Origin of the sequence: Actinopolymorpha sp. B11F2, from assembly GCF_040195635.1 — a bacterium.
In the GTDB taxonomy this organism is placed as follows: domain Bacteria; phylum Actinomycetota; class Actinomycetes; order Propionibacteriales; family Actinopolymorphaceae; genus Thermasporomyces.
The window spans coordinates 155,161-169,228 of the sequence record NZ_JBEFTX010000006.1 but is presented as its reverse complement, the minus strand read 5'-3'; the positions used below and the strand labels follow the sequence as shown (position 1 = coordinate 169,228).

Annotated in this window: 11 protein-coding genes; 7 read left to right on the top strand and 4 right to left on the bottom strand. The window is 67.0% G+C overall.

Annotated features, from left to right (window positions below):
- Positions 1 to 56 precede the first annotated feature (56 nt).
- Entirely contained in the window at positions 57 to 584 is a 528-nt protein-coding gene (locus ABN034_RS13535) for a DUF1707 and DUF4190 domain-containing protein (RefSeq protein ID WP_349691346.1), read from the bottom strand.
- Positions 585 to 903: 319 nt separating this feature from the next.
- On the opposite strand from ABN034_RS13535, the gene ABN034_RS13530 reads away from it, so the two are divergent.
- Positions 904 to 1,782, top strand: coding sequence for a type III pantothenate kinase (locus tag ABN034_RS13530; protein ID WP_349691345.1), 879 nt, complete (start codon positions 904 to 906; stop codon positions 1,780 to 1,782).
- A gap of 102 nt (positions 1,783 to 1,884) precedes the next feature.
- Positions 1,885 to 2,652 carry an SDR family NAD(P)-dependent oxidoreductase gene (locus ABN034_RS13525; protein WP_349691344.1) on the top strand — a complete coding sequence of 256 codons (768 nt, stop codon included), beginning with the start codon at positions 1,885 to 1,887 and terminating at the stop codon, positions 2,650 to 2,652.
- 87 nt (positions 2,653 to 2,739) lie between these two features.
- Here the strand turns inward: ABN034_RS13525 and ABN034_RS13520 are convergent, their stop codons facing one another.
- Positions 2,740 to 3,465, bottom strand: a complete 726-nt coding sequence (locus tag ABN034_RS13520; protein ID WP_349691343.1) for a glycerophosphodiester phosphodiesterase — start codon at positions 3,463 to 3,465, stop codon at positions 2,740 to 2,742.
- A 284-nt stretch (positions 3,466 to 3,749) separates the two neighbouring features.
- Here ABN034_RS13520 and lysS point away from each other — a divergent pair, with 284 nt between their 5' ends.
- The 3 genes from lysS (at position 3,750) to ABN034_RS13505 (ending at position 8,960) form a co-directional block, all read left to right on the top strand.
- A complete protein-coding gene (gene lysS / locus ABN034_RS13515) occupies positions 3,750 to 5,261 on the top strand; it encodes a lysine--tRNA ligase (protein ID WP_349691342.1) in 1,512 nt (503 codons plus the stop codon).
- 304 nt (positions 5,262 to 5,565) lie between these two features.
- Complete coding sequence (locus tag ABN034_RS13510) at positions 5,566 to 5,904, top strand: histone-like nucleoid-structuring protein Lsr2 (protein ID WP_349330007.1); 339 nt, start codon at positions 5,566 to 5,568, stop codon at positions 5,902 to 5,904.
- A gap of 551 nt (positions 5,905 to 6,455) precedes the next feature.
- Entirely contained in the window at positions 6,456 to 8,960 is a 2,505-nt protein-coding gene (locus ABN034_RS13505; protein WP_349330008.1) for an ATP-dependent Clp protease ATP-binding subunit, read from the top strand.
- Positions 8,961 to 9,058: 98 nt separating this feature from the next.
- On the opposite strand, the gene ABN034_RS13500 is transcribed toward ABN034_RS13505, so the two are convergent.
- On the bottom strand, positions 9,059 to 10,021 hold the full coding sequence (locus ABN034_RS13500) for an iron-sulfur binding domain-containing protein (RefSeq protein ID WP_349691341.1): 963 nt from the start codon (positions 10,019 to 10,021) through the stop codon (positions 9,059 to 9,061).
- Positions 10,022 to 10,135: 114 nt separating this feature from the next.
- On the opposite strand from ABN034_RS13500, the gene ABN034_RS13495 reads away from it, so the two are divergent.
- Entirely contained in the window at positions 10,136 to 10,870 is a 735-nt protein-coding gene (locus ABN034_RS13495; protein WP_349691340.1) for a hypothetical protein, read from the top strand.
- A gap of 268 nt (positions 10,871 to 11,138) precedes the next feature.
- Positions 11,139 to 12,299, top strand: a complete 1,161-nt coding sequence (locus ABN034_RS13490) for a Gfo/Idh/MocA family protein (protein WP_349330011.1) — start codon at positions 11,139 to 11,141, stop codon at positions 12,297 to 12,299.
- A 583-nt stretch (positions 12,300 to 12,882) separates the two neighbouring features.
- Here ABN034_RS13490 and disA read toward each other — a convergent pair.
- Positions 12,883 to 13,968 (bottom strand): DNA integrity scanning diadenylate cyclase DisA, encoded by a 1,086-nt coding sequence (gene disA, locus ABN034_RS13485; protein WP_349330013.1) that lies wholly within the window; start codon positions 13,966 to 13,968, stop codon positions 12,883 to 12,885.
- Positions 13,969 to 14,068 lie beyond the last annotated feature (100 nt).

Below are 14,068 nucleotides of genomic sequence, written 5' to 3'. Positions count from 1 at the left end.
AGGGGGATGACCTGGCGGGTGGCAGTGGCGGCGGGCGGTGGAGCGCCAGGCGAGCGTCAGAAGGAGCTGAAGATGCCGACGCCGAAGAGGATCACCAGCAGGGTTCCGATGACCGCGGAGTATCCGACACAGAGCCCGACGATCGCCATGCCGCGGCCGTCATCGCCACTGTCCCTGATCCGGGAGAGCGCCATGTGGCCGGTCACGATGGCGGGGACCGCCGTGAGACCGCACGTGAACGTCGAGATCACGGCCAGGATCACCGACGCCTTGGCCAGGTCGTCGGTCGGGCGGGCGGTGGGAGGGGTGTAGTGCGCCCACGGGTTCATCGCCTGCGTGGCATAACGGGGGACGTCCGGATAGGACGCCCGGGCATTTCCTGCGGGGAACGGCAGTGGACCCGCCGGCAGATCGGCGACCAGGCGCTGCAACTCGCCGTAGGAACGTGCCCGCATCACAAGGTCAAGCCGGCGGCGATGCTCGGCGTCGTCGAGCCGACCTTCCGCGTACGCAGCCTTGAGGACGTCGGCGGTGCGCTCCCGGTCAGCGTGGGACGCCCGCATGGAATGCCAGTCGCCGCTCATGAGCGCCCCCCTTCGTTCACTGTCCCTCATCCGAACCGCGGACCTGTACCCATTGTGACCCCCGGACGCGAGTTTCACGGCTCGGGACATGATCGGTCGACCGGTGATGACCGGATGACAGTCGGGCAGGAGAACCGGTGGTCGTCGGCAGAGGTGCCGGTGGTGGCAGAGGGACGAGTGGTGGCAGAGGGACGAGTGGTGGCAGAGACGCCGGTGCTTGCCCGGGGACAAGTAAGGTGGCGGAGCCGGGGGCAGCCGTATGCGCCTTGTCCCTCGTACCTCCCCGACTGGACACTCACGCGAGGAAAGGCGACGGCCGATGCTGTTCGCGATCGACGTCGGCAACACCCAGACGGTGCTCGGCCTCTTCGCCGGCGCCGAGCTGGTCGATCACTGGCGAGTGGCCACCGATGACCGGCGTACGGCCGACGAACTGGCCGTGTTGGTCGCCGGGCTGCTGGCCGGCCGGTCGGGCACGGCCGCGGCTTCGGCCGCAACCTCCGCCGCGCCGCCGGGTGCGGGCCCAGCATCGACGCCAACTTCCACGTCAGCCGAGGGATCCGGTGTGGGGCCGGGCGGTGTGACCGGGGTCGCGGTCTGTTCCACTGTGCCTGCGGTCCTGTACGAACTGCGCGAAATGCTGCGCCGGTACTACGCGGACGTGCCCGGCGTGGTGGTCGAACCGGGCGTACGTACTGGCGTCCCGGTCCTCATGGACAACCCGCGGGAAGTGGGCGCAGACCGGATCGTCAACGCGCTCGCGGTTTTCGAACGCCACGGCCGACCCTGCATCGTCGTCGACTTCGGCACCGCCACCACGTTCGACGTCGTGAGCGCGCGGGGTGAGTACATCGGCGGCGCGATCGCGCCGGGCATCGAGATCTCGCTCGAAGCCCTCGGCCGCCGTGGCGCCCAACTGCGTCGGGTTGAGCTGCTCCGTCCCCGCACGGTGATCGCCAAGAACACGGTCGAAGCCCTGCAGTCCGGCGCCGTCTACGGTTTCGCTGGCCAGGTCGACGGACTTGTCGAGCGTATGGTTGCCGAACTCGGCCTCACCCTCGACGACGTCACGATCGTCGCCACCGGTGGCCTCGCGCCGCTCGTCATCGAGCAGTGCCGCACCGTCGATCACCACGAGCCCTGGCTGACCCTGCATGGACTCCGTCTGGTCTATGAGCGCAACCGACCTGGAGAATGAGTCGCCCGCCGATCCGAGTCGAACCGATCTGAGTCGCCCCACCGAATCTGACCGGCCGGCGACTCCCGTCGGGGCCACGGATCTCTACCTGGAGGTGCGAGAGTGAGCGTTCTGAAGGCGTTCGACCTGTCCGGCAAGACCGCTCTGGTCACCGGCGGCAACCGCGGCCTGGGGCGGGCGTTCGCGCTCGCACTCGCCGAAGCGGGCGCAGACGTCGCGATCGCCGCGCGTGATGCCAGCCGGTCGAGCAAGGTCGTGGCGGAGATCACCGAACGGTCGGTCCGCGGGTTCGCAGTGGCCGCCGACATCACCCAGCGCGCCGATGTCGAACGCATGACCGACGCGGTGATCGCCGAGTTCGGCAGGATCGACATTCTCGTCAACAATGCCGGTGACTGTGTTCACCGCGCGGCCCTCGACGTGCCCGACGAGGAATGGCACCGGGTGATCGACGTCAACCTGCACGGTGTCTGGCTGTGCAGCACGGTCGCCGCCCGCCACATGATCGCGTCCGGTGGTGGAGCCATTGTCAATATCGGCTCGATCTCCTCACTCATCGTCAACCGCCCGCAGTGGCAGCCGGCCTACAACGCGTCGAAGGCGGCGGTGCACCAGCTCACCAAGTCCCTCGCCGCCGAGTGGGCGCCGCACAATATCCGGGTCAATGCGTTGGCTCCGGGATATGTCAAAACCGAGATGGCTCCCGTCGACCGGCCGGAGTTCCGCAAGCACTGGATTGAGGACGCCCCGATGCAGCGGTACGCCGTACCGGAGGAAATCGCGCCGAGTGTCGTCTATCTCGCGAGTGACGCGTCGTCGTTCATGACTGGAACCGTCCTCGTCATCGACGGCGGCTACACGCTCTGGTAAATCCGCGACGTGCCGCGGTGAATGCGTACGTCCCGCCTGGGCGGGGCGGGCGGATTCGTGCCGTTTCCGGGCCGCCCGTGGTGCTGCTCAGGACGTGGGTGCCCGGCCGGCGAGAAGATCACGTACCTCGGGAACGTGCCGCGTGGCGTTCACGAGTACGTCGGGAAAGTCCGTCGTCACGGCGTCGGCACCCGCCCGGAGGGCGCGGAGCAGCCCGTCGGCATCGTTGACCGGCCAGGTGTAGACCTCGAACCCTTCGGCGTGGCACGTCCTGGCGAATTCCTCGTCCAGTTCGGCCAGTCCGGGACACACCGCGCTGACGCCGAGGGAGCGGCCCTTTTCGACGAGTTCGGGGCGCGCGTGGGACGCAATGAGTCCTGTCTTCATGGTCGGGAGATAACTGCGCGTCTCCTGGATGGTCTCGGCGGAGAACGACGTCACCGTGATCCGGTCGGCGAGGCCACGTCCGCGGATCATGTCGAGGGCCGGACGGCAGGCCTCGGCCGCCTTGATCTCCGCCTGCAGCGGTAGGTCGATGTCGTCCAACACTTCAGCGAACGTGGGAATCTTCTCGCCCGCTCCCGCGTCGAGCGTCTTGACCTCGTCGAGGGTCATGGCCGCGATCGGCCCTTTTCCGTCGGTCGTCCTCTCGACATCGGCGTCGTGCAGGATCACCAGGTGTTCGTCACTGGTGAGGCGTAGATCGAGCTCGACCGCGTGGGCTCCTTCGGCGACCGCACGGCGAAAGGAACGAAGAGTGTTCTCGGGTTCGAGTCCCAAGGCGCCGCGGTGTCCGACGAGGGCGAAGGTCACTGGTGGCCTACCTACTTCTCGAGTCGGCGTTCGGAGTGGACATTCGGTTCGGCAGGTGATGAGCCTCTCACAGCCGCGTGGCCACGTGCGCATCCGGCCGGGAGGCCGACGGCGTACCATCGGCTCCGATTGTGGTGACCCTGATTGTGCTGACCCCGATTGTGGCGGCCCGGCGTTGTGGGCCATCCGGCATTGTGGGCCATCCGGCATTGTGGTGGCGAGCTTCGTTCGCCGGGCCACCCCGATAAGCACGGTGTTCTTCGTACCTAATAATCTGGGAAGCCATGACCGAAACGCCTGCGGCTGATCCTGCGCGAGAAGACGATCTTCCGGAGCAGATGCGGATCAGGCGCGACAAGCGTTCCCGGTTGATCGAACGCGGCATCGATCCCTATCCGGTCTCCATCGCACGTACGCATACACTCGCCGAGCTTCGCGCGAGGTTCCACGACCTTCCGCCGGACCACTCGACCGGTGAAACGGTGACCGTTGTCGGCCGCGTCATCTTCCTCCGGATCACCGGCAAGCTCTGCTTCGCGAGGCTCCGTGACGGCGACGGCACCGAGGTGCAGGCCATGGTCTCTCTCGACCGGCTAGGTGCTGAGTCGCTTGCCGACTGGAAGTCCCAGGTCGATATCGGTGACCACGTGGGTGTCGAGGGGGAAGTCATCACCAGCCGGCGTGGTGAGCTCTCGGTTGCCGCCACGCGGTGGTTCATCGCCGCCAAGGCTCTCCGGCCTCTTCCGGTCGAACACAAGGAACTGTCCGACGAGCACCGGGTCCGGCAGCGCTATCTCGACCTCATCGCCCGGCCGGAAGCGCGCGAGCAGCTGCTCGCCCGGTCGACCGCGACCGCGTCCATCCGGAACACTCTCACCGCACGTGGCTATGTCGAAGTCGAGACGCCTGTGCTGCAGGCCATCCACGGCGGTGCCGCGGCCCGGCCGTTCGCCACCCATTTCCATGCGTTCGACCGGGAGTACTACCTGCGGATCGCGATCGAGCTGTACCTCAAGCGACTGGTTGTCGGCGGCGTCCACAAGGTTTTCGAGATCGGACGCAACTTCCGCAATGAGGGCCTCGACAGCACGCATTCGCCGGAGTTCACGATGCTCGAGGCGTACGAAGCATATGGCGACTATCACACGATGGCCGAACTCGTCCGCACCCTGATCCTCGATGCCGCCAGGGCGCTGGGGTCCACCGTCGTACCAGACGGTGAGGGTGGAGAGATCGACCTCGAGTCCGAATGGCGCTGGCTTCCCGTCCATGAGGCGGTTTCCGCGGCGGTCGGCGAAGAGATCACGCCGGACACGAAGGAGCCGGAGCTGCGGCGGTACGCCGACCGGCTCGATGTCGCCCTGCAACCCGGCTGGACATCGGGCGAGATCGTGCTGGAGCTGTTCGAGAAGCTCGTCGAGCACACGATCGTCGAGCCGACATATGTCTGTGACTATCCAGCCGACGTACGCCCGCTCGCCCGGCCACACCGAAAGGACCCGCGCCTCGCCGAGGCTTTCGACCTGATAGCGGCGGGAGTCGAGCTGTCACCGGCATATTCCGAGCTCGTCGATCCGGTCGAACAACGCGAGCGACTCCTCCAGCAGTCGATCCGGGCCGCTGGCGGCGATCCGGACGCGATGCAACTCGACGAGGATTTCCTGCGTGCCCTCGAATACGGCATGCCACCCACTGGCGGCATGGGCCTGGGAATTGATCGGCTGGTCATGCTGCTGACCGGCACCCGCTCCATTCGCGACACCATCCTCTTCCCCCTGGTCAAGCCCGAGTTCTGAGGAAGCTCCGGGAGCGCAGGTGGCTACCGCACTCGAAACGCAATGGATCGGCTGCATTGCGTCAGGACCCATTGCGGACGTGTTTCGGCGATGTCGCCACCTCGATTGAACAGCGGACGCCACGGTCGGCAGGTTTGGCGGCGTCGCATTGGGCGGCAGCTTTCCGAGGTCCCTGTCATTCGCTGGTCGCTTCCCCGATGCCACCTGAGATAGTGCAATGAAGTAGCTATTCCCCATTTGCCCGAGCCCCAATTTGGCTCTATTGTTGTGCCAGCCCGCGAGTATTCGAGAAGGGAACCCCGTAGTGGCGACAAAGACTAACGTCGTTCTTATCGACGACCTTGATGGGTCGGAGGCCGAGGAGAGCGTGAAGTTTGCGCTTGACGGTGTCTCCTACGAGATCGATCTCTCCGCCAAGAATGCCGCGAAGCTGCGGAAGGAACTTGGCTCCTACGTCGGCTCCGCCCGCCGGGTTGGTGGACGCGCTGCTCGAGGTCGGGCCGCCAAGCCGGTTCGTGGTGCGGCCCGCAAGCCCGAAACCGCGGACATCCGCGCTTGGGCCAAGGACCAGGGTTATGACGTGAGTGACCGTGGTCGGATTCCGGCCGAGATCATCGAGGCTTACCAGAAGGGCCGCCGATAGGGCCGGCAAGTGGTTCCGCCCGGTGGCGTCGCTCCACGGCCTGAGCCGGGCAGATCCTGACGACGGTTTGCTTCCCACTTCCTGAGATCACCTAGGATGCGCCGCACCATCCGCTTCCGACGATCCCAAGATGCCTGGGGGGATTGAGTGGATGAAGGCGGGATCGTAACAAGGCGTCATTGATGTCTACGCTGAGTGACATTCCTTGGTAAGACGCGAAGGCCCCTGAGGATCGTCCTTGGGGGCCTTGTCGTACCTCCCTGAACGTTCATGTGAGGGACGTCGGCTTACGGAGCGTTACGCCATCCGCGGCATGCGGGGTACTTCCGGTGTTCGCTTCGGGCGTAACACCTCGTCAGATGCGGCACTCAGGGAACAGAGTAGGAAGACCTGACGGTTGCATGTTGCGTACTGTTCACAGCCCGCAGCCGATTGATCTCATGTCGAAACCTGGTGGGATCGGGATAGGTCGTCGGTGGGGTCTAGCATGAAACGCAGGGGCCGGGGATTCGTCCCGACCCCTCGAGCCGTCTCCAGCCCGGGGAGCAAAGATGTTTGAGAGGTTCACCGACCGCGCGAGGCGGGTTGTCGTCCTGGCCCAGGAAGAGGCCCGGATGCTCAGCCACAACTACATCGGCACCGAGCACATCCTTCTGGGCCTGATCCACGAGGGCGAGGGCGTGGCCGCCAAGGCGCTCGAGAGCCTCGGTATCTCGCTGGAGGCCGTCCGTGCCCAGGTCGAGGAGATCATCGGCCAGGGTCAGCAGGCGCCCAGCGGGCACATCCCGTTCACGCCGCGGGCCAAGAAGGTCCTCGAGCTGTCCCTTCGCGAGGCCCTCCAGCTCGGCCACAACTACATCGGCACCGAACACATCCTTCTCGGCCTGATCCGCGAGGGTGAGGGCGTGGCTGCCCAGGTGCTGGTCAAGTTGGGTGCCGACCTCGGTCGGGTCCGCCAGCAGGTCATCCAGCTGCTCTCGGGCTACCAGGGCAAGGAGACCGCGAGCGCCGGTGCGAGTGGCAGTGGCGAGGGTTCGCCGCAGGGTTCGCTCGTCCTGGACCAGTTCGGGCGGAACTACACACAAGGTGCACGCGAGGGCAAGCTCGACCCGGTGATCGGCCGGGAGAAGGAAATCGAGCGGGTCATGCAGGTGCTGTCCCGGCGTACCAAGAACAACCCGGTGCTCATCGGAGAGCCAGGCGTCGGCAAGACCGCGATCGTCGAGGGCCTCGCCCAGCAGATCGTCCGCGGCGACGTGCCCGAGACGCTCAAGGACAAGCAGATCTACAGCCTCGACCTGGGCGCCCTCGTCGCCGGGTCGCGTTACCGCGGTGACTTCGAGGAACGCCTGAAGAAGGTCCTCAAGGAGATCCGCACCCGCGGCGACATCATCCTGTTCATCGACGAGCTGCACACGCTCGTGGGTGCCGGCGCCGCCGAGGGCGCGATCGACGCGGCGAGCATCCTCAAGCCGATGCTGGCCCGCGGCGAGCTGCAGACCATCGGCGCGACCACACTCGACGAATACCGCAAATACCTCGAGAAAGACGCCGCGCTCGAACGCCGGTTCCAGCCGATCCACGTGCAGGAGCCGTCCATCGCCCTGACCATCGAGATGCTCAAGGGCCAGCGCGACCGGTACGAAGCGCACCACCGGGTGACGATCACCGACCAGGCGATCGTGGCCGCGGCGGAGCTCTCCGAGCGCTACATCTCCGACCGTTACCTCCCCGACAAGGCGATCGACCTGATCGACGAGGCCGGCTCGAGGCTGCGGATCCGGCGGATGACCGCGCCGCCTGACCTGCGGGAGTTCGACGAGCGGATCGCGAATGTCCGGCGTGACAAGGAAGCCGCGATCGACGCTCAGGACTTCGAGCGTGCCGCCTCCCTGCGCGACGAGGAGAAGAAGCTCATCGCGCAGAAGGCCGAGCGGGAGAAGCAGTGGAAGGCCGGCGACATGGACGTCGTGGCCGAGGTCGACGAGGAGCTCATCGCCGAGGTCCTCGCGATCGCCACCGGCATCCCCGTCTTCCGTCTCACCGAGGAGGAGTCGCAGCGCCTGCTCCGCATGGAGGATGAGCTGCACAAGCACTACATCGGCCAGGAAGACGCAGTGCACGCTCTGGCGAAGTCGATCCGGCGGACCCGGGCGGGCCTGAAGGACCCGAAGCGGCCGAGCGGTTCGTTCATCTTCGCCGGACCGTCCGGCGTCGGTAAGACCTACCTGTCGAAGACGCTCGCGGAGTTCCTCTTCGGTGACGAGTCGGCGCTGATCGCACTCGACATGAGCGAGTACTCCGAGAAGCACACCGTCTCGCGGCTGTTCGGTTCGCCTCCTGGCTACGTCGGCTACGACGAGGGCGGCCAGCTGACCGAGAAGGTGCGGCGCAAGCCGTTCTCGGTCGTCCTCTTCGACGAGATCGAGAAGGCCCACCCCGAGATCTTCAACTCGCTGTTGCAGATCCTCGAAGAAGGCCGGCTCACCGACGCCCAGGGTCGGGTCGTCGACTTCAAGAACACGGTCATCATCATGACGACCAACCTCGGTACGAAGGACATTGCCAAGGGTGTCCACCTCGGGTTCTCGCAGGCCCAGGACAACCGTGGTTCGTACGAACGGATGAAGAACAAGGTGCAGGAAGAGCTGAAGCAGCACTTCCGGCCGGAGTTCCTCAACCGGGTCGACGAGATCATCGTCTTCCCGCCGTTCACCGAGGACGAGGTCCTGGAGATCGTCGACCTGCAGATCGCCGAGGTCGAGAACCGGTTGAAGAACAAGGACATGGGCATCGAGGTGACCCAGCCGGCGAAGCAGCTGCTGGCCAAGCGTGGTTGGGACCCGGTGATGGGCGCCCGGCCGCTGCGCCGGACGATCCAACGCGAGATCGAGGACGCACTGGCCGAGAAGTTGCTGTTCGGCGAGCTCACGCCTGGCCAGATCGTGTTGGTCGACGTCGAAGGCGAGGGCAAGGCGGCGACGCTGACCTTCCGCGGTACGCCGAAGGCTGCCGTGCCTGACCTGCCGACGATCACCGCCACGACCCAGGAGTAGTCACCCACACTGCTCACACGCAGAGGAGTGGCGGCCACGGTCATCCGTGGCCGCCCCTCCCTTTTCCCTACGCCGCGCGCCCGTGATCATGACCGTGATCACGAAGCGTATGGGGAACTATGGCCCCGTTTCCCTTCATGGCTCTGTTTGCCTTCATGATCATTGGCGGGCTCGGCTCGCTCTGATCGGGCCGGGAGTTGGAACGCGTCACTGGTCACGGGCTCGACGAGACCGTCGGCGACGAGGCTGTCGAGGGCGCGTTCGCGTTGGAGTGCGTCAGGCCAGACCGACTCGAGGTCTGGCCGACCGACTGGCCCGGACGCTTCACGGAGGACCTTCAGCAGCCGGCCCCGGCACTGGCGGTCTGTGCCTTCGTAGGTCTGTCGCCGCCGCGCGGGTCCGTCGTACGCCGGCCGACCGGCAATTCGCCAGGCGCACATCCGGCTGAGCGGGCAGGCCGCACACCGCGGCGACCGCGCCGTGCACACGAGCGCGCCGACCTCCATGACGGCGACCGCCCAGGATGCGGCTGTCTCGGCCTCGTCCGGTAGCAGGCTCGCAGCGGTCCGGCGTTCGCCCGCAGTGGTGGCTGTCGGCGGGTACTCCACGCCGTCGACGACTCGCCCCAGGACCCGTCGGACGTTCGTGTCCAGCACGGCGTGCCGCTGCCGGAAGGCGAACGACGCGACCGCGGCCGCGGTGTAGTCGCCGATGCCGGGGAGCGCGCGAAGATCGTCGTACGCCATCGGGACATCGCCGTCGTGGCGGCGCACGATCGTTGTCGCGGCCGCGTGCAGGCGAAGCGCCCGGCGTGGATAGCCGAGGCGACCCCACTGCCGCACCGCCTCGCCGGGGGTGTCATCGGCGAGCGCACGCGGCTCTGGCCAGCGTCGTAGCCATGAGTCGTACGCCGGAAGGACGCGGTTCACGGGAGTCTGCTGGAGCATGATCTCGCTGACGAGGATGCCCCACGGGCTGGCTTCGGGCCGTCGCCAGGGCAGGTCGCGGGCGTTGGCGGCGTACCAGCGCAGGACCGGCGCGTGCAGAGGTGACGTCGGCATGACAAGACCGATCTTCCCACGCGCTGGTATCGGTGTCGGGTTAGCGGTCTCCGGCCGTGAGGAGTACGGCGTGGGGGCGGGATATCGCGCGGCCGGCTCGTTACGCTCCGTGTCATGGGCTCGCTGCTCCGGCCGGTCGGGCCGCTGCCGGCGTGGGTCTACTGGGCACGGCGGGCGGTCCTCTTCGTCCTGCTCGCACTCCTCATCTGGCTCGTCGCCAGCTCGCTGACCCCGAACGATCCGAAAGGCGCCGCCGCGCCTGCCCGCGGCGACGGGGCGGGTCCCACGTCGAACGCATCTGATCGGCCGCAGTCGCGGAACACCCCGTCGGCGACGTCGGCCCCGCGCCCAACCTCCGGCGGGGGGAAGGAGTCGCATATGCCAGAAGTGAAGGTGCCAGCGACCTCACCCGCGCACACGAAGCAGCCGGGTGCGCGACCGGTGGCGAGTCCGAGCGCCTGTCCCGCGAGCTGGCTCGAGGTACGTACGGACGCCGCGACGGACGGCCCGGCGGTGGCCGGATCCGAGGTGGATGTCGTCGTCGAGATCGTGAACGACGGTGCGGATCCGTGCGTCCTTACCGTCGACGCGGAGTCGTTCCAGGTCCAGGTCACCTCCGGGAACGACCTGATCTGGGACACGAGTCACTGCCCGTCGGTCGTACCTTCGGGCACGTTCACCCTCGGCCCGGCGAAGGCACAGAGGGTCGCGATCGCGTGGCCGGGGATGCGTTCGCGCGAAGGGTGCCCCTCCGGGCAACCGAAGGCACTGCCCGGCTACTACGCGGCGGGCGCCTCCGTGCACGGCCGGGCTTCCGCGACCGACCGCTTCCAGCTGACCGCCATCTGACCGCAGCATTCACTGTCGTCGCCGCGCCCGAGCGGTTCGAGTGGTGCTCAAGCGGAACCGCTGACCGAGGGCCCCGGCCGGCTCTCAGGACGTGAGATGGCCGATTCCGCACCGTGACAGCGCTCGCGACGAGGGACTAGCGTGCGAGCGGTGCTTGCGTAGATGCGACCGTCGTTCCGGGGTTTCAAGCACCAATGGGCACATCGTCGTGCGCTGGTTCAGGCCACCTCGCCACCGGAGCGACGGCATGCGAACGGAGCGGCTCTCGATGACAGATCTGGCGATCGGCGTGATCGGATACGGCCTCCGCGGTGGGCTGTCGAGGCATGCGCACCGGCCCGACGAGGGCTCCAGGGTCGTCGCCCTCTACGACCCGGACACCTCGGCACATGACCGGTTCCGCAACGACTTCGGTTCGGGCGTACGCACGACAAAGGATCTTGACGAGTTCCTCGCGTACGGTCTGGACGCGGTGTTTGTCGTCAGTCCCGACTATCTGCATGAGGAACACGCGCTCGCCATGCTGGGCGCCGGAATTTCGATCTACCTGGAAAAGCCGATGGCGATCACCACCGAGGGCTGCGACCGGATTCTCGCCGCGGCCCAGAAGTCGGATGGCCGGCTTTACCTCGGGCACAACATGCGCCACATGCCGTTCGTACGGGAAATGAAACGGCTGATCGACGACGGCGCCATCGGCGAACCGAAGGTGGCGTGGTGCCGGCATTTCGTCGGGAACGGCGGCGACTTCTACTTCGCCGACTGGCACGCCGAACGACGGTATGGCACGAGCCTTCTGCTCCAGAAGGGCGCGCACGACATCGATGTGCTGCACTGGCTGTGCGGGTCGTACGCCCAAGAGGTGACGGGTATGGGCGACCGCATGGTGTATTCGCCGGAGCAGGGTGGAGGCGAAGCCACGGCGTGGTGGAAGAGTGCCGATCGCCTGAAGCGCTGGCCGCCGAAATCGTTGACCGGGCTCAATCCGGCCATGGATGTCGAGGACGTGTCGATGCTGACGATGCGGCTCGGCAACGGCATTCTCGCCTCGTACCAGCAGTGTCATTTCACGCCGGACTACTGGCGCAACTACACGATCATCGGTACCGAAGGGCGGATCGAGAACTTCGGCAATGGTGAGCCCGGCACGGCGATCCGGGTGTGGAACCAGCGGCACGACTACCACGCCGAGGGAGATGTCGCGGTTCCACTGGAGCCGGAGACCGGTGGTCACGGTGGTGCGGACCCGCGGATCGTGGGGGAGTTCCTGCGGTACGCCCGCGAGGGTGGTGACACCGAGACGTCGCCGGTCGCGGCGAGGTACGCGGTGGCGGCCGGATGTGCGGGAGCGGAGTCGCTGCGGTCCGGCGGGGTCCCGGTGCGGGTTCCTGACGTGGACCCGGCGGCTGCGGCCCACTTCGGCGGGTGAGCTCAACCCACTGAGACGTCGCTCCGCCGGCCTGCGTTGTTCGTCGCTCCGCGGGGGTCCGTGGCTCGGGTGGGACTCGCCGGGTCTCCCGCGTTCGTCGCGTGCGCGCAACGGGGATCGCTGACGCTGACTGGTCCGGCCCGTGGTGAATCTGTTGGCCAGCTCACCGACTTGCGAAGTTATTGCGTATACGCAATACTCATGGCGCACGCGCACCAAGGCGGGATGTCGGAGCTCGCGTGCCGGGACATCCATCACCGCGGACTCGTGAGTCGGGCACGCGCACAACGGCGGTCTTCCTGCTTCGGAGGGGGCGGCAGGACGACCGTCGGCGGTGCAGCTACACCGCCTGCTGACGTCATACGTTCACTGGCCCGGTGGCGTCGGCACTTCTGAAGCGGTTGGTCAGGGGGGCTCTTCATGCAAAGAATCTTTGTATGAAGAGTGCCCCTGATGCGAACCTATGGGACCAGGGTGCCCTTCATGTGAAGGCTCCGGTGGTGCTGCCCCTCACGCAAGAGGCTCCCTGGGTGCTGATGCCTTGCATGCGTACGTACAAACCAGCAAGGGCGCCAGGGCAGGCTCAGACGTAGCGTTCGAGGATGCTCGACTCGGCGAGCCGGGACAGTCCTTCGCGGACCGAGCGGGCGCGGTGTTCTCCCACCCCACCCACCGCCTGCAGGTCGTCGATGCTCGCGGCGAGCAGCTTCTGCAGGCTGCCGAAGTGGTCGACGAGCCGGTCGATGACCGCACCGGGGAGGCGGGGCACCTTGGCCAGGAGCCGGTAGCCGCGCGGGCTCACCGCCGCGTCGAGGGCGTCGCCGCCGTGGCCGAGGGCGCGGGCGACCGAGCCGATGTCCAACAGATCCGTGGCGGAGATGGCGTCCAGCTCGTCGAGGGCTTCGTTCACGTTGCGGGGTCGCCGGCTGGGAGCGGCGGGGAGATAGTCGCGCGCGACGAGTTCGCGCTCCGGCCCGACGCCTGCGACGAGCTCGTCCAGCTGGAGGGACAGCAGCCGGCCGTCGACGCCGAGCTCGACGACGTACCCCTGGATCTCGTTGGCGATCCGGCGCACCATTTCCAGCCGCTGGGCGACCGCGGCGACGTCGCGAACGGTCACCAGGTCCTCGATCTCCAGCGCGGACAGCGTGCCCGACACCTCGTCGAGCCGGAGCTTGTAGCGCTCGAGCGTCGCGAGGGCCTGGTTGGCGCGGGACAGGATCTGGCCGGTGTCCTCGAGGACGTACCTGATGTCATCGACGTACAGCCCGATGATCCGCATCGACTGCGACACCGAGACGACCGGGAATCCGGTCTGCTTGGCGACCCGCTCGGCGGTGCGGTGGCGGGTGCCCGTCTCGACCGTCGGGATCGAGGAGTCGGGCATCAGGTGGACGGCGGCCCGCAGGATCCGGGTGCAGTCGCGGTCGGCGATGATCGCGCCGTCCATCTTGGCGAGCTCGCGGAGCCCGGTGGCGCTGAACTCGACATCCAGAGCGAAGCCGCCGGTGCACAACGTGTCCACGGTGCGGTCGTATCCGAGCACGATGAGGGCGCCGGTACGGCCGCGGAGGACGCGCTCGAGCCCGTCGCGCAACGCCGTTCCCGGCGCGACCGCGGCGAGCGTCGCCCGGAGTCGGGCGTCCGGGCCCTTGTCACTTGCAGCCACAACTCTCCAGGATTGGTCAAGCCTGCTCTGCAGCAGTCTACGTGGGGGGCCCCGGCGTCGCGCCGCACGCCATGCCCGGTGCCTTGCGTGAGTGGTAAGT